Raw genomic sequence first — 16,023 nt, 5'->3', positions numbered from 1 at the left:
CTCAGTCGTCCAGGCCGTCGAGGAAGTCTGCGGCGACCCGGCGCGGATCCAGACCGTTCACCGCCACGTCGCCGTTAAGCCGCTGCAGGGTCTCGAGATCCAGCGCTTCGAACAGCGGCCCCAGCAGGGACTCGATCTCGGGATAGGCGTCGAGCACGTCGGCCCGCACCACCGGCGCCGGCTGATAGACCGGCTGCACCCCAAGGGTGTCCTCCAGCACTACCAGATCCAGCGCTTTCAGCCCGCCATCGGTGCCGTAGGTCATGGCGGCGTTGACGCCGCTGGTCTGCTGGGCGGCGGCGCGCATGGTGGAGGCGGTATTGCCGCCGGAGAGCACCAGCAGCTGTTCCTGGCCCAGCGAGAACCCGTAGGCGTCCTGGAACGCCGGCAGCGCCTGCTCGGACTCCACAAATTCGGCGCTGGCGGCAAACTTGAACTCGCCGCCTTCGGCAAGGTAGGCCGCCAGGTCCTCGAGGGTGGCCAGGCCGTGTTCACGGGCCAGCTCGCCGCGCACGCTCATCGCCCAGGTGTTGTTGGCCGACGCCGGGGTCAACCACATCAGGCCGTTCTCGGCGTCCCTGTCGCGGACCGTATGATAGGCGGCCTCGGCGTTGTGCCAGACGTCGCTGTCGGTCATGTCGAAGAAGAAGGCGCCGTTACCGGTGTATTCGGGGTAGAGATCGACCTCGCCGGTCAACAGGGCTTCGCGCACGATGCTGGTGCCGCCCAGCTGCAGCCGGTCCTGCACCGCGATGCCGCCGGCCTCGAGGCGCTGGAGGATCAGCTGACCCAGGACCGAGCCCTCGGTGTCGATCTTGGAGGAGACCACCACCGGGTCATCGGCCTGTACCGCCGAGAGGCTCAGGGCGGAAGCGGCGGCGAGGAGGGTCAGGCGAGTGAACGGGATACGCATGGCGAATTACCACCTGAGGGATCATGAATGTACTGTGAGTATAAAGAGTCGCGGGAGTCATTGCAGACCCCGCCACCAACGCACAGGACGCCCTGCATGCCACCGGCCACCCCGCCCCTGCTCGACCGCTGCCATCACCCGCTGGTACGCGACCTGGCATGGCTGCTGCTGGCACCGGACTTGATCGACACTCCTTGGCCGGGCCGGCCCGGCCGCCAGGCACTGGGGCTGGACGACGATGTCCGCCTGGGCGCCTGGCTTGACGACCTCGAGGCCTGGCCCGGCGAACTCGAACGCTGCATCGGCGAGACGCTCACCGGCCGCATGGGGCTCTACTATGAGCGGCTCTGGCAGTTTCTGCTGGCCGCGGCACCCGACACCGAGCTGCTGGCCCATAACCTGCGCATCTATCGCGGCAGGCAGACCCTCGGCGAGTTGGACCTGCTCTATCGCCGCCGCGGCGAGACGGACCTGGTCCATCTCGAGGTCGCCATCAAGTATTACCTGGGGCTGAGGGAGGGACCGGGCGAGGCCCATGATCAGGCGCGCTGGATCGGTCCCGGCGGCGCCGACAGCCTGGCCGGCAAGCGCGAGCACCTTCATCGGCACCAGCTTCGCCTGACCGAACTGCCCGAGACCCGCCTGGCCCTTTGCGACACCCTGGGCGAGGCGCTTGCGCGCGCTGCCGTGGGGGGTGAACGCCTACCGGTGATCCATCGCCGGATGGCCATGCCGGGCGTGCTTTTCTATCCCTGGCCGGGCGATCCCGAGCAGCGCCATCCCGGACAGCGGCCGTTACCCCCGCCCCGGGAGGCGAACCCGGTTCACCTGCGGGGCACCTGGCTCTGCTGGCGGGCCTGGCGCGACTACCGCGATGGCCTGCCAGCCGGCACCCACGGTGCCTGGCTTCACAAGCCCCACTGGCTCGCCCTGCCCCGCCCCGAACACCTCTTGCCCCTGGGCGAGTTCGAGAGACAGCTGGTCCACCATTTCCGCACACCTGCCTCTCCCGTCCAGATCGCCCTGTGGCAGGCCGACATGGGCTGGCGGCGGCTGTTTGTGGTGGCCGACGACTGGCCCCGCCAGATTCCGCTGCCGCCGCCAGGCATTGACCGGGAAGGCGTATCGCCTCGCTGAGGGACCTCCCGGTCAAGGGAGCCATCGGCCACCGCCGCGGCCATCGACTCAGCGGGTCGCGCTCCCTTTGGGTACGCTGTTCAGCCAATCCCTGAGCCCACTGTCTTCCAGGGCATAGGCCCCGCGCCCGGACTTCCAGACCAATCCCTTGGCGCGCAGCGCATCGAGCCCGGCCTGAATCGACTGGGGGCGCACTGGACCGTCGCCGCCATGGGCCTCCAGCCGCCTGGCGATCCGACTGCTCGCTTCCTCGCCGAAAAGCGCCTGTGGCGCCGGGCCGCTGGCGTGGGATGCCAGCACGTCGAGCAGGGCCTTCTGGATCGGCGTCAGGGAGGAGTAGAGCCCTTCATATTCAGCCCACAGGCCGGCCTCCACCTCTGCCGCACCCTGCGCGAGCAGCCTGCCCAGATCAGGCGCCGCGCCCAGCTCCAGGGCGACCTGCTTGACGACCGAGGTGAGCAGCTCGGGGCGGTGGCCGACACGGGTGAAGGCCTGCTGCATGTCCCCGATATCGAAGGTGTTGCCCGGCGCCAGCTTGGCGTTCATGTCTTCCGTGTAGGCCGCCACGAAATCATCCCCCAGCAGCGGGAAGGGGGTGACCTGATTGCCGAAGAAGGGCTGGTCGCGATTAAGGACCAGGGTGGCGAGCTTGTCGCGGCTGGAGCCGGTGAAGATGAGCCGGAGCCCGTCGCTTTCCGGGCCCAGGTTCATCGCGTCTCGCGCAGCCTTGAGGGCAAACATACTGTTCATGCCATGTTCGGTGTTCAGCGCATGCTGGGCTTCGTCCACGATCAGCAGCACCGGCTTGCCCACGGCCTGGTGCAGCGCCTGCAGGAGCTGCGTCAGGGTGGCGTCCTCGGGCCGCGGCTCGTCATGAAGCCGCCAGCGCAGGGTCTGCTTGAGCCACACCTCCGCGATGCCAGCCGACTTCAGCCAGCGTTTCACCCGCGGCTCGTGGCGGCGCAGGGCGTCCACGATGGCGCCATCGATCAGGCTGCCGGGGTCGGCATCACGATCCGTCCAGAGGTCCACGTAGACCACCTCCCAGCCGCGCTCCGTGGCGGCTGGCGCCAGGTCGTTGCGCAGGAAGGTGCTCTTGCCGGTTCGCCTCGGCGCGGCCAAGAAGAGGCCGGCGCTGTAGTCGATCAGCCCACTGCCATCCAGACCGTCGAGGATGCTCTGGGCCAGCTGTGGCCGATGAAACAGGAAGCGCTGGATCATCGAATTACCCTCTTTTATTTTTCGTTAAGGATAATTATAGCAGTTTATATAATTAGCGGGATTTCAAGATGAAGCGAATCCATGGGCGCAGGGGCATCAGGCAGTGCGACTTGGCCTCCATGAAAGCGCCCATGACCTTGCGGTAGAGGTCGGCCTTCTCGGCGGTGACATAGCTGAAGGGGGTGTAGTCCAAGATCGCTCCTGGTTACTCGCTTGGCGTCAGGGCCTGCTCGAGCAGGCGTCTCTTACGTGGCAGAAGCCCGACCTCGAGGGCTAGGCGCTCTTACAGCTCCATAGATTCCGGCTCCATAGATAAGGAAGGAAAAAATAGATACTACAATGTCTTTTAAAACGTAAAAATAGCCATAATAGATATCATATGGTCTATGCATGGAGCCCACGATGCGCCTCTCGCTCATCACCGCCAGCGATGTACAGCACGACCTGGCAAGAGCCGTTCGGCAGCGTCGGCGGGCGCTTAAGCTGTCACGGGACGCCCTGGCCGAACGCAGCGGCGTTCCGGCCCCCACGATCAAGCGTTTCGAGACAACCGGCCAGATTTCACTGCGTCAATTTCTGCTGCTGTGGCAGAGCGTGGATCGCCTGGAGCCTGTGGCAAAGTTGGCAGCGACAAGGCCCTACATGCCCAGCAGCATCGACGAGGTGTTGCGTGATGAGTGATGTCGCTCCCGTCAGACAGTTGGACGTGCAGCGCCGCCTCAGTGATGGCCGCCAGGTGCTTGTCGGCCGCCTGGCGCAGAACAGGCAGGGCGCGTTCTTTCAGTACGATGACGTTTATCGCCGCCAGTATCATAGCCTGTCCCCGTTCCACCTTCCCTTCGATACGCGCCTGCATGCCGCCCCGCCATCTCCCCACAACGGGCTCCACGGCCTGTTCGCCGACTCACTGCCAGACGGCTGGGGCTTGATGCTGATGGACCGCCTGTTTCGACAGCACGGTATTCCAACGCATGCCGTGACACCCATGGACCGCCTGGCTTTCATCGGTGAGCACGGCATGGGGGCGCTCAGCTACCATCCGGATTCCGAGCGTTTCGCTGAGGAAGAAATCGACCATTGGAGCCGACTGAGCGAACTGGGTGAGCAAGCTCGCCGGCTCTTCGACGGCCAGACCGATACAGTGCTTGCCTCCCTGGCCCAGGCAGGAAGCTCGGGGGGGGCACGCCCCAAGGTGCAGGTCTACCTGTCCCCAGGCGCCACCGATCAGGCCAGTACTCGCCCTCGCCAGGGTCTTGAACCCTGGCTGGTCAAGTTCACTTCCAGCGCACTGGCGCTGGGGCATGAAGAAGGCTTATGCGAAGCCGCCTACCTGGCCCTGGCCAAGCAGGCCGGTATCGAAACGCCAGACTGGCAGCTGATCACCCCCCCCGAGAATTCACCGGCACTGGCCTGGCTGGCGCTGCGGCGCTTCGACTGCAGCCACCAGGGGCGCTACCACATGAGCAGTGCCTGCGGACTGCTGGACGCCGACTTCCGCCTGCCATCACTCGATTACGAGGACCTCATCAAGGCCGGCCAGGTCCTCTGCGGCAGTCCCGCCGTCGGACGAGCGCTCTTTCGTCGGGCACTGTTTAATCTCTTCGCCTGCAACCAGGATGACCACAGCAAGAACTGGGCCTATCTGCTGCTGGATGATGGCCAGTGGCGCCTCTCTCCGGGATATGACCTGACGTTCAGCCCCAGTCCCTATGGCGAGCACGCCACCGCCTTCAAGGGACACGGCAAGACGCCGCCGCTCAAGGTCGTTCAGGCTCTCGCCGACCAGGCCGGCTTCACGCGCTGGAGCGAGGCAAGGCAAGTGATCGAGGAGGTGGTAACGGCGGTCCATGGCTGGAACGACGCGGCCAACACGCTGGGAATTAGCCCGCGAGTGCGCCGGGAAATAGCGAAGCAGCTGGATGTCATCCAGAAAGCCAACCGCTCGCTCTTGACCCGCTGAACACTCTACGCTGATGGAGCCCGACATCAGAACGCCCGGCTCGTCTCGCGGCGGGCCGGGCGTTCTGATCGAGGCGGGAAATGAGAACCTCAGACTTCGGGCTTCTCGAACACCCAGGTGGTGCCTTCCCGGGCGTCCTTGAGGATGATGCCCAGGGCGGCGAGCTCATCGCGGATGCCGTCGGCGGCGGCGAAGTCCCTGCCCTTCTTGGCGGCGGCGCGCTCGGCGATCTTCGCCTGAATCTCTTCCTCCGAGAGCGGTAGCGCGCTGGAACCGGCCTTGAGGAAGGTGACCGGATCCTGCTGCAGCAGCCCCAGGATGCCGCCCAGGCGCCGAAGTTCGGCGGCCAGCGCCGGTGCCTGCTCGGGCGATTCCTTCTTCGCGCGGTTCAGCTCCCGGGCCAGGTCGAAGAGCACCGACAGCGCCTCGGGGGTGTTGATGTCATCGTCCATGGCGGCGGCAAAGCGCGCCTCGAAGCGGTCGCTCACCGGCACGTCTTCAAGGGACTGACCCTCGAGTGACAGCCCTTCGAGTGCCTGTCCTTCAAGTGCATTGTAGAAGCGCTCCAGGGACTTGCGCGCCTCCAGAAGGGACTCCGGCGCATAGTTGATCGCACTGCGATAGTGGCTGGCCACCAGCAGGTAGCGCACTACCTCGGCATCGTGGTGCTCGAGCACCTCGCGAATGGTGAAGAAGTTACCCAGGGACTTGGACATCTTCTCGTGATTCACCCGCACCGCCCCGGCATGCATCCAGGTATTCACGAAGGGCTTGCCGTTGGCCGCCTCGGACTGGGCGATCTCGTTCTCGTGGTGCGGGAAGGTCAGGTCCGGCCCGCCGCCGTGAATATCGAAGGTCTCGCCCAGGCAGCACTTGGACATCGCCGAGCACTCGATATGCCAGCCGGGACGTCCCTCGCCCCAGGGCGACGGCCAGCTGGCCTCGCCGGGCTTGGCCGCCTTCCACAGCACGAAGTCCAGCGGGTCCTCCTTGTGCTCGTCCACCTCGACCCGCGCCCCGGAGCGCATCTCGTCGAGGTCCCGGTTGTTGAGCTTGCCATAGCCCTCGAAGCGGCGCACCCGGTAGTAGACGTCGCCGTTGTCGGCGGCGTAGGCGTAGCCCTTGGCGATCAGCGTCTCGATCATCGCGAGGATGTCGTCGACATGGCGAGTCGCCCGGGGCTCATGGTCCGGCGGCAATACTCCCAGGCGCGCCTCGTCTTCATGCATCGCCTCGATCATGCGCTCGGTGAGCGACGAGATGCTTTCGTTGTTCTCGTCGGCGCGGCGAAGGATCTTGTCATCGATATCGGTAACGTTGCGCACATAGGTGACGTCATAGCCGCGATGGCGCAGGTAGCGGGTAATAACGTCGAAGGCCACCATCACCCGGGCATGGCCCAGGTGACAGTAGTCGTAGACGGTCATGCCGCATACGTACATGCGCACGATTCCCGGCTCGATGGGCGTAAAGACGTCCTTGCGACGGGTCAGCGTGTTGTAGATCTGCAGTTCAGCGCTCACATTCACCCCTTCTTACCGGCATCTTGCTTCTGGGCTTCCTGCTTTTGAGCTTCCTGCTTCTGCACCTTGGCCCAGGTGTCCTTTAGCCCCACGGTGCGGTTGAACACCCGCCGGCCGTCACGGCAAGCATGGCGGTCGGCGCAGAAGTAGCCCACCCGCTCGAACTGGAAACGGCTCTCGGGGGTCACCTCCGATAGACTCGGCTCGCCGATGGCCTGGCAGACCACCAGGGACTCGGGATTGAGGTGGTCGAGGAAGTCGGCTTCCTTGTCTCTGTCGGGCTGCTCCTCGAGGAAGAGGTTGTCGTAGAGGCGAACTTCCATGGGCACGCCGTGGGTAGCGCTGACCCAGTGGATCACGCCCTTGACCTTGCGGCCCTCGGGGTTCTTGCCCAGGGTGTCGAAGTCCACGGAGCAATGGAGCGCCTCGATCTCGCCGTTGGCGTCCTTGATCACCTCGTCGCAGCGGATCACATAGCTGTTACGCAGTCGCACCTCCCGGCCCGGCGCCAGGCGGAAGAACTTCTTGGGGGCTTCCTCCATGAAGTCGTCGTGGTCAATGACGATCTCGCGGGTGAAGGGCACCTTGCGCACCGCCATGTCCTCGCGGGCGGGGTGGCCGGGCACATCAAAGACCTCTTCATGCCCTTCCGGAACATTGGTGAGCACCACCTTCAGCGGGTTGAGCACGGCCATGGCCCGCGGCGCGTTGTCTTCGAGGTCGGCGCGGATGGCGTGATAGAGCATGGCGATATCCACCAGGCCGCCATCGGCACGGGTCACGCCGATCATCTCGCTGAACTTGCGAATCGACCCCGGCGTGTAGCCGCGACGGCGAAGACCGGCAATGGTCGGCAGGCGCGGATCATCCCAGCCATCAACGATATTCTCGTCCACCAGCAGCTTCAATTTGCGCTTGGAGGTCAGGGTGTAGTTGAGATTGAGTCGTGAGAACTCGATCTGGCGCGGCCTGGCGGGCACCGGCAGGTTGTCCAGAAACCACTCGTAGAGCGGCCGATGGTCCTCGAACTCCAGCGTGCAGATGGAGTGTGAGACCTCCTCGATGGCATCGGACTGGCCGTGGGTGAAATCATAGGACGGGTAGATCTTCCACTTGTCGCCGGTCTGATGGTGGTGGGCATGGCGAATGCGGTAGAGGATCGGGTCGCGCAGGTTGATGTTGGGCGACGCCATGTCGATTTTGGCCCGCAGCACCTTCTCGCCCTCGGCGAACTCGCCGGTGCGCATGCGTTCCAGCAGGTCGAGATTCTCGTCGGCCATACGCTCACGATAGGGGCTCGGACGACCGGGCTCGGTGAGGGTGCCGCGATACTCGCGGATCTCGTCGGGCGAGAGGTCGTCGACGTAGGCCTTGCCTTCGCGAATCAGGTGCTGGGCCCAGGCGTAAAGCTGGTCGAAGTAGTCAGACGCGAAGCGCACCGGACCGGCCCACTGAAAGCCCAGCCAGCTGACGTCTTCCTGGATGGCGTCGATATAGGCCTGCTCTTCCTTGGCCGGGTTGGTATCGTCAAAGCGCAGGTGACAATCACCACCGAACTGCTCGGCAAGGCCGAAGTTCAAGCAGATCGACTTGGCGTGCCCGATATGAAGGAAGCCGTTGGGCTCCGGCGGGAAGCGGGTCACGATCTTGCCTGGGCGGCCGGCCTCGATCTCGTCGCGGATCTGGTTGCGGATGAAGTTCGGCGCACTGGAGGTATCGGTGGTCATGGCGGGAGAAACAACCTCTGGTTGAAGGTGCGGGCGGGGTCACTTCGCCCATCGAAGCAAAACCGTTATTATAGCGCCACGCCCATGGGCAACGCCAAGGCGAGGCCCCTTTACCGTACAGGAACTTATCGATGATCGTTCTGCAGACCAATTATGGCGACATCAGCGTCGAGCTGGACCATGAAAAGGCCCCGAAGACCGCTGCCAACTTCGAACAGTATGTGCGCGATGGCTTCTACGACGACACGCTCTTCCATCGCGTCATCGACGGCTTCATGGTCCAGGGTGGTGGGTTTGACACCGACTTCAACCAGAAGCCCACCCGCGACCCGATCGAGAACGAGGCCGACAACGGCTTGCTGAACGAGGCCGGCACCCTGGCCATGGCGCGCACCCAGGACCCACATTCCGCCACCGCCCAGTTCTTTATCAACATCGCCGACAACGCCTTCCTGAACCACACCGGCAAGTCCATCCAGGGCTGGGGTTACTGCGTGTTTGGCCGCGTGGTCGAGGGCATGGACGTGGTCGAGAAAATCAAGAACGTGGACACGACTCGCCGCGGCATGCACGCCGACGTGCCCGCCGACGACGTGTTGATCCAGAAGGCCTACGTCAAGGGGGAGTGATGACGACCCGGCTGATTTCCGACCTCCACCTGCACCCCGGTGCACCCGAGATCATCGCGGGCTTTCTGCATTGGCTGGAGGAAAACGCCCGGGGATGTGAAGCCCTCTACCTGCTGGGGGACATCTTCGAGGCGTGGATCGGCGATGACCTGCTCGACCTGGCCGGCAGCGACCCCACCGGCCATGCCGATCTGGGCGTGGGTGTCGCGCGGGCACTGCGGCGTCTGGCCGACGAGGGTACCGCCGTGTTCCTGATGCACGGCAACCGCGACTTCCTGCTGGGAAGCCGGTTCGCCGAGCAGGCCGGCGCCACCCTGCTGCCGGACCCCAGCGTGGTCTCGCTCGGCGGCAAACGGGTGCTGCTGATGCACGGGGACAGTCTGTGCACGCTGGACACCGCCTACCAGGCGTTTCGCGCCCAGGCGCGCAGCCCGCTATGGCAGGAACAGGTGCTGTCGATGCCGCTCCCGGAACGTATCGCGCTGGCCAGGCAGCTGCGCGAGCAGTCCGGTGAGGCCAACTCCAGCAAGGCCGAGGACATCATGGACGTGACGTCTGACGAGGTCGTCAAGGCGATGGCCGAGCAGGGCGTGACCACCCTGATCCACGGCCATACCCACCGTCCCGCCGTGCATGAACTCGAGGTGGACGGCCAGCCGGCCCGACGCGTCGTACTGGGCGACTGGCGGCCAGACCGAGGGTGGGAGATCGTGATCGAGGGAGATGGCGAGCCGCGGCTGGAGGAGATCCCGCTAGGCCGTTGACGGCGATGGCAGCCGACAGGCGTCGAGGCGCTCTTCCAGCGCCTCGGCGTCGGGCAGGCACCCCACCTCGCCGATCACCTCGAGGCGCGAATCACGCCGCCAGGCGCTGTTGGTGAGGCTCACCGCCCCCTCGGCGCGATTGTAGAGCTTCCAGCCGGCGTCACAGTGAAACACCCCCTTGACCCGCAAGCGGCCGGGCAGCTCGCCCAGCAGCAGGGTCAATCGATCCAGGTCGAAGGTGTCGTCCGGGTGCCAGCGCCACCCCAGGGTGGCATGCCCCAGCGCCTCGCCTTGTTCCCGTCGGGGCCGACCAGGTTCAGGCAGCACCGCTGCGAACTCATCCAGCATCACGCCCTTCGACTCGAGGGCACCGCTCGCCGCCTCTCGCAAACGGCGATGGGCCTTGCTGTCCGCCCCCCCTACCCTCGACGCCGTTTCGCCATGCCCGATCAGCCGCGATAGCGGCAGCGCACCGTGGGGCGCCTCGATGATCCAACGCTTGGCGGGCCAAAGCTCGGCCAGCCACTCCGTCGCGGCCGCCCGCTGCTCGGGGGTGGCCAGGTCGACCATGGTCAGTGCCACCCCGTCGGCCAGAATCAGCTGGTCGCGGAAGGTCTCGTGCTCTCTGGCGCGAGGGTCATCCAGCCGGCGGGGATCCAGCACGGCGACGATATCGCCCACCGTCAGAACGCCCGCAAAGGCGTCGCTCCTCAGCACCTCCAGCAGCCCGGACGGATGGCCGAGCCCGGAGGGCTCGATGATCAGCCGATCCGGCCGGTAGCGATGCAGCAGGCTGACCAGCGTTGCCTGCATAACGAAGGCCAGCTGGCAGCAGAGGCAGCCGCCCGGCAGCCCCTTGACGACCAGATCGTCGCGCTCCTCGAACATTGTCTGGTCGATCCCCACCTGGCCAAACTCGTTGACCAGCACCGCCCAGCGCTCATCCGTGGGCTTCTGATCAATAAGACGGTGGATCAGGGTGCTCTTGCCGCTGCCGAGAAAGCCAGTGACCAGGTGGACGGGGACGTTGGCCAGGGGGGTAGGGGTGAGCATGGAGAGAGGTCTCATGGCGATAATATGTTACAAGATAACATGACGGCTGGATGGCCGTAAAAACGTCCCTTCTGAAAAGCAGGGAACCCCGCAGACATGGTGTCTACGGGGTTCCTGATGCCGGCTTCCCAGTGCTTAGCGCTTAGCGACCGATCTCCGCCTTGTCGCGCAGGTCATCCAGCAGGCCCTGGATGGCAGCCTGGGCGCGCAGACGTTCGGCCATGCTGCTGACGAACTGCTCCACCTGGGCGTCCAACTCGCCCTCCTCGACCCGTTCCAGGGCAAGCAATACCACGCGGTCGCCGTCTGCGGCACGACCGTATACGGGGGCATCGCCCTCAGGGGCCGGCAGACGGAACACCGCGTCGATTACCGTGCGGTTGAGACCCCGGGTCTCCTGACGGCTCGCGTCTTCGACTTGCTGCCAGTCGAGATCCTGATCATCGCCGGCGCGCAGGTCATCCAGGCGCTCCGCGCCAAGCGCCATCAGCGCGTCGCGGCGAAGGTTGGCGGCCACGCTAGCCTCGACCTGATCGCGGACCTCCTCGAGCGGCAGGGTGGTGGCCTCACGATGCTCGGCAACGCGCACCACCAGCCGGCGATCGTTATCCAGCTCGATCACCTCGCTGTTGAAGCCCTCCTCCAGCACGTCAGCGCTGAAGGCCTCGCTCATCACCCCGGGCTCGGAGAGCACGCCGTCGGCACCGTCACGCGAGACCCAGTCGCTGACCTCAAGGTCGAGACCGATGTCATCGGCCACGCTCTGCAGGTCGTCGGCGGCAAAGCTCTCGTCGATCAGGCGCTGAACTCGCTCATTGAACTCGCTGGACACGCGGGCTATCGCCAGCTCACGCCGCAGATCGTCGCGCACCGACGCGAAGGGCTGGCGCTCCAGGCCGGTGACGGTCAGCAAATGCAGGCCGTTGTCGGTCTCGACGATGCCGGAGACTTCACCCTCATCCAGGTTGAAGGCCGCCTCATCGAAGCTGTCACCGAAGAAACCACGGCTGATCACGCCCAGGTCGCCGCCCTGCTCCGCCGACACGGGGTCGTCGGAGACCTCGGCGGCCAGGTCGGTGAAGGACTCGCCCTCGTCCAGGCGCCGGCGTACGGACTCGAGGACGTCCTCGGCGCGGCTGCGCTCGCCGTCGACGGTCACCATGATATGAGCAATACGGCGATCGGCATCGGCGGTGCGTTCCTGCCAGGCCTCGCGCAGCGCGGACTCTTCTACCTCCACCGCTTCGGCCATCTCCTGACGATCGATGATCACATACGCCAGACGCACCTGCTCCGGCCGGCGATAGTTGTCGGCATTGCTCGCGTAGTACGCCTCCATATCCGCCTGGGTCACCTCTACCTCTACCTCTACCTGCTCGGCAGAGAGCGTGGCATAGCGGAAGCTGCGCGTCTGGCGCTGCAGGGTCGCCAGACGCTCCTGCTCGCTGGGCAGGGTAAAGTCGCTGAAGGCCAGACCCTGTTGCAGCTGCTGGCGCTTCATGTCAACGCGCAACTCCTCGCGAAAGGAGACCGGCGTATACCCGGCACTGGCCAGGCGGTTACGAAACAGCTCGCTGTCGAAGCGGCCTTCTTGATCCTGGAACTCCGGCAACGACACGATGATCTGGTCGAGCTGCTCTTCGGAAAGATACAGGCCACCCTCCGCGGCGTACTGGGTCAGCAGGCGGTCAGTGATCAACTGATCGAGCATTTGGGCGCGCAGAGCGCGCTCCTGCTCCGGAGGCACCTGGCCACTGCGGATCGCACGCTGGACTTCGATTTCCAGCTGCTGACGCGTGATAGGTTCACCGTTAACCTTGGCGATCTCATCGCCCCCGCCGCCGAACAGGCCGATCAGGGACTCGACGCCGAACAGCGCCATGGTCACGACCACGACCCCGACGATGATCTTGGCGCCCCAGCTTCGGGAGCGGTCACGAATACTTTGCAGCATGCAGGCCTCGGCAACGTATTGTGTGGAAAGTGCGGTCTTGAGACCAAGACAGGCGCACCGCCGTGGGCGATGCGCCTGTAGGAGAGTCAACCATCAGTGGCGTGGCGAGACGCAGGTCTCAGTTGACGGAATCCTTGAGCGCCTTGCCTGCCTTGAAGCTCGGCACCTTGGCGGCGCTGATTTCGATCGGCTGTCCGGTCTGGGGGTTGCGACCGGTGCGCGCGGCACGCTCCTTGACCTGGAAGGTACCAAAGCCCACCAGGGACACGCTGTCGCCCTTCTTGAGACTATCGGTCACGGTGTCAACCATGGCGTCCAGGGCCCTGGCAGCGGCTGCCTTGGGAATGTCGGCAGACGCGGCGATGGCTTCGATCAGCTCGGACTTGTTCACACTTCACCCCTTGATTTTTCAGAATTTGGCTCTAATCAACGCAGCAATTAACCTGACAGTCACGATCGCAGCATGGCGCATTTTATAGCAATGTGACGAAAGGACTGTCAAGTATATTACCGCGCCAGGCCCCACCATATCAGGCTTTACGCCTGATCATGGTGAGGAAAATAATGTCAATGCGTGCTGATCATCGACGGGGATGAGGCGGCATCCTCGGATCTAGAATCCTCTGCAGAAGCCTCGGGCCTTTTGGCCAGCGCCACCTCAAGAACCTCGTCGATCCAGCGAACCGGCCTGATGTCGAGAGCCTCTTTGATATTATCCGGAACCTCCTTGAGGTCGCGGCGATTCTCTTCGGGCACCAGCACCGTCTTTATACCACCGCGCCGAGCGGCCAGCAATTTCTCCTTCAGGCCGCCGATCGGCATGACCTCCCCGCGCAGGTTGACCTCGCCTGTCATCGCCACGTCACAGCGCACCGGGCGACCGGTGTAGGCAGAGACCATGGCGGTGACCATGGCAACGCCGGCGCTGGGACCATCCTTGGGCGTAGCCCCTTCGGGCACGTGGATATGCAGATCCTCCTTTTCGAAGCGCTCCGGGTCGATGCCCAGACTCAGGGCGCGTGCGCGCACCACGGTCTGGGCGGCGCTCACGGACTCCTTCATGACATCGCCCAGCGAGCCGGTCTTGTTGATACGACCCTTGCCCGGCGTCAACACCGATTCGATGTAAAGCAGCTCGCCACCCACCGAGGTCCAGGCCAGGCCGGTCACCCGGCCCACCTGGTCGTCCTGGTCGGCCAGGCCGTAGCTGTAACGACGGACGCCGGCATAGGTCTCGATATCCGCCGCGGCCAGCATGACAGGCCCCAGCGCCCCCTCCTTGGCCTCCTGCTCGAGCCGCTCTCGCAGCACCTTGCGGCACACCTTGGCGAGCTGGCGTTCGAGTTCACGAACACCCGCCTCGCGGCTGTAGTAGCGGATCAGCTCCAGGACGGCCTCGTCGGAGAAGGTCAACTCCCCTTCCTTGAAGCCGTTGGCAATGAGCTGCTTGGGCGCCAGGTAGCGCTTGGCGATGGCCAGCTTCTCGTCCTCGGTATAACCCGGCAGACGGATCACCTCCATGCGGTCGAGCAGCGGCCCCGGAATGTTCATGGAGTTGGCGGTGCAGATGAACAGCGTCTCGGAGAGGTCGTAATCCAGCTCCAGATAGTGGTCGTTGAAGGTGTTGTTCTGCTCGGGGTCGAGAACCTCGAGCAGCGCCGAGGCCGGATCGCCGCGGTGGTCCATGCCAATCTTGTCGATCTCGTCGAGCAGGAACAGCGGGTTCTTGACCCCGGCTCGAGCCATGCGATGGATGATCTTGCCCGGCAGGGAGCCGATGTAGGTGCGACGGTGGCCGCGGATCTCGGACTCGTCCCGAACGCCACCCAGCGCCAGGCGCACGTACTTGCGGTTGGTGGCACGGGCGATGGACTTGCCGAGCGACGTCTTGCCGACCCCGGGTGGACCCACCAGGCAGAGCACGGGCCCCTTGAGCTTCTTGACCCGCTTGTGCACCGCCAGGTACTCGAGGATGCGCGCCTTGACCTCGTCGAGGCCGTAGTGGTCCTCGTCCAGCACCTGCTGGGCATGCACCAGGTCATGCTTGACACGGGTGCGCTTCTTCCAGGGCACCGACACCAGCCAGTCAAGGTAGGAGCGGACCACCGTGGCCTCGGCGGAATTGGGGGACATCATCTTCAGCTTGCCGAGCTCCTGGGTGGCCTTGTCACGGGCCTCCTTGGGCATCCCGGATTCCTCGATGGCCTGTTCGTACTTCTCGGCCTCGTTGGGCACATTCTCGAGCTCGCCCATCTCCTTCTGGATGGCCTTCATCTGCTCGTTGAGATAGTACTCGCGCTGAGACTTCTCCATCTGGTCCTTGACCCGCGAACGGATACGTTTCTCGACCTGCAGCAGGTCGATCTCCGCCTCGATCAGGGCCATCAGGTGCTCGATGCGATCGCGGACGCGATCCATCTCCAGCAGGCGCTGCTTGTCGTCGATCTTCAGCGACAGATGGGCACAGACGGTATCCACCAGGCGGCTCGGGTCCTCGATGCCCGAGAGCGAATTGAGCACCTCGTTGGGCACCTTCTTCGACATCTTCACGTACTGCTCGAACTGGTTGAGCAGTACGCGCACCAGGGCCTCCTGCTCGCGCTCGGTCAGCGGCTCGCTCTCGCGCAGCACCGCCTCGGCGGAGGTGTAGGCCTCGGCCGCGTGGAGTTCGCCCACATCGGCCCGAGAGACACCCTCAATCAATACCTTGACGGTACCGTCGGGAAGCTTGAGCAGCTGCATGATCTCGGCCACGGTACCGATAGCGAACAGGTCGTCGCGGTCCGGATCATCCTTGCTGGCTTCACGCTGGGCGACCAGCAGTACCCGCTTGTCGGCGTCCATGGCCGCTTCGAGGGCCTGGATAGACTTCTCCCGGCCGACGAAGAGCGGAATGACCATCTGCGGGTAGACGACTACGTCCCGCAGCGGCAATAGGGGCAGACTCAAGGTCTGATCGGCGTTCTGCTGCATCGCAGACGTTCCTCAAACAACGGGTGGATGACAAAGGAATGGGGGCTGACCGGCCTCTTTGCAAGGCAAGACCTGACGGCGAGTGACACAACGCGTTGCGGCCACAAAAAAACGCGAGAGCGGCATCGCCAAACCGGCAGTCACCGGTACTGGCGAGGCTCGCTCCCGC

At 64.6% G+C, this 16,023-nt stretch carries 14 protein-coding genes; 5 read left to right on the top strand and 9 right to left on the bottom strand.

Annotated elements, in window-relative coordinates; all coding sequences use genetic code 11:
- Nucleotide 1: 1 nt before the first annotated feature.
- Nucleotides 2-913 (bottom strand): glycine betaine ABC transporter substrate-binding protein OsmF, encoded by a 912-nt coding sequence (gene osmF / locus ACFODV_RS08745; protein ID WP_379757738.1) that lies wholly within the window; start codon nt 911-913, stop codon nt 2-4.
- Between the two features lie 96 nt (nt 914-1,009).
- Here osmF and ACFODV_RS08740 point away from each other — a divergent pair, with 96 nt between their 5' ends.
- The gene (locus tag ACFODV_RS08740; RefSeq protein ID WP_379757735.1) at nt 1,010-2,050 is read left to right on the top strand and encodes a DUF1853 family protein; all 1,041 of its coding nucleotides are present in this window, start codon (nt 1,010-1,012) and stop codon (nt 2,048-2,050) included.
- Between the two features lie 48 nt (nt 2,051-2,098).
- Here ACFODV_RS08740 and ACFODV_RS08735 read toward each other — a convergent pair whose 3' ends face one another.
- Both ACFODV_RS08735 and ACFODV_RS08730 read right to left on the bottom strand, forming a co-directional pair.
- Nucleotides 2,099-3,271, bottom strand: coding sequence for an AAA family ATPase (locus tag ACFODV_RS08735; protein WP_379757732.1), 1,173 nt, complete (start codon nt 3,269-3,271; stop codon nt 2,099-2,101).
- Between the two features lie 52 nt (nt 3,272-3,323).
- Nucleotides 3,324-3,464 (bottom strand): hypothetical protein, encoded by a 141-nt coding sequence (locus ACFODV_RS08730; RefSeq protein WP_379757728.1) that lies wholly within the window; start codon nt 3,462-3,464, stop codon nt 3,324-3,326.
- Between the two features lie 209 nt (nt 3,465-3,673).
- On the opposite strand from ACFODV_RS08730, the gene ACFODV_RS08725 reads away from it, so the two are divergent.
- On the top strand, nt 3,674-3,952 hold the full coding sequence (locus tag ACFODV_RS08725) for a helix-turn-helix domain-containing protein (protein ID WP_379757725.1): 279 nt from the start codon (nt 3,674-3,676) through the stop codon (nt 3,950-3,952).
- Nucleotides 3,945-5,231 (top strand): type II toxin-antitoxin system HipA family toxin, encoded by a 1,287-nt coding sequence (locus tag ACFODV_RS08720; RefSeq protein ID WP_379757722.1) that lies wholly within the window; start codon nt 3,945-3,947, stop codon nt 5,229-5,231. Before ACFODV_RS08725 ends, ACFODV_RS08720 begins: the two co-directional genes overlap by 8 nt.
- 89 nt (nt 5,232-5,320) lie before the next feature.
- Here the strand turns inward: ACFODV_RS08720 and cysS are convergent, their stop codons facing one another.
- Both cysS and ACFODV_RS08710 read right to left on the bottom strand, forming a co-directional pair.
- Nucleotides 5,321-6,742: a cysteine--tRNA ligase gene (gene cysS / locus ACFODV_RS08715; RefSeq protein WP_379757965.1), complete on the bottom strand. Its 1,422-nt coding sequence runs from the start codon at nt 6,740-6,742 to the stop codon at nt 5,321-5,323.
- A 14-nt stretch (nt 6,743-6,756) separates the two neighbouring features.
- On the bottom strand, nt 6,757-8,481 hold the full coding sequence (locus tag ACFODV_RS08710) for a glutamine--tRNA ligase/YqeY domain fusion protein (RefSeq protein ID WP_379757719.1): 1,725 nt from the start codon (nt 8,479-8,481) through the stop codon (nt 6,757-6,759).
- A 131-nt stretch (nt 8,482-8,612) separates the two neighbouring features.
- Here ACFODV_RS08710 and ACFODV_RS08705 point away from each other — a divergent pair, with 131 nt between their 5' ends.
- Both ACFODV_RS08705 and ACFODV_RS08700 read left to right on the top strand, forming a co-directional pair.
- Nucleotides 8,613-9,110 (top strand): peptidylprolyl isomerase, encoded by a 498-nt coding sequence (locus ACFODV_RS08705; RefSeq protein ID WP_379757715.1) that lies wholly within the window; start codon nt 8,613-8,615, stop codon nt 9,108-9,110.
- Entirely contained in the window at nt 9,110-9,874 is a 765-nt protein-coding gene (locus ACFODV_RS08700; RefSeq protein ID WP_379757712.1) for a UDP-2,3-diacylglucosamine diphosphatase, read from the top strand. The genes ACFODV_RS08705 and ACFODV_RS08700 overlap by 1 nt, the downstream gene beginning before the upstream one ends.
- On the opposite strand, the gene ACFODV_RS08695 is transcribed toward ACFODV_RS08700, so the two are convergent.
- The 4 genes from ACFODV_RS08695 to lon all read right to left on the bottom strand — a co-directional run bounded on the left by ACFODV_RS08695 (nt 9,863) and on the right by lon (nt 15,854).
- Nucleotides 9,863-10,927, bottom strand: a complete 1,065-nt coding sequence (locus ACFODV_RS08695) for a CobW family GTP-binding protein (protein WP_379757709.1) — start codon at nt 10,925-10,927, stop codon at nt 9,863-9,865. The genes ACFODV_RS08700 and ACFODV_RS08695 overlap by 12 nt on opposite strands.
- A 142-nt stretch (nt 10,928-11,069) precedes the next feature.
- Complete coding sequence (locus ACFODV_RS08690; RefSeq protein WP_379757706.1) at nt 11,070-12,881, bottom strand: SurA N-terminal domain-containing protein; 1,812 nt, start codon at nt 12,879-12,881, stop codon at nt 11,070-11,072.
- A gap of 118 nt (nt 12,882-12,999) precedes the next feature.
- Complete coding sequence (locus tag ACFODV_RS08685) at nt 13,000-13,272, bottom strand: HU family DNA-binding protein (RefSeq protein ID WP_290909776.1); 273 nt, start codon at nt 13,270-13,272, stop codon at nt 13,000-13,002.
- Nucleotides 13,273-13,448: 176 nt separating this feature from the next.
- On the bottom strand, nt 13,449-15,854 hold the full coding sequence (gene lon / locus ACFODV_RS08680) for an endopeptidase La (RefSeq protein WP_379757702.1): 2,406 nt from the start codon (nt 15,852-15,854) through the stop codon (nt 13,449-13,451).
- Nucleotides 15,855-16,023: the final 169 nt, after the last annotated feature.

Source organism: Halomonas tibetensis, assembly GCF_042643535.1.
GTDB classification, from domain to species: Bacteria; Pseudomonadota; Gammaproteobacteria; order Pseudomonadales; family Halomonadaceae; genus Halomonas; species Halomonas tibetensis.
The sequence above is the reverse complement of the archived record's forward strand: the minus strand, read 5'-3'. Positions and strand labels throughout refer to the sequence as shown.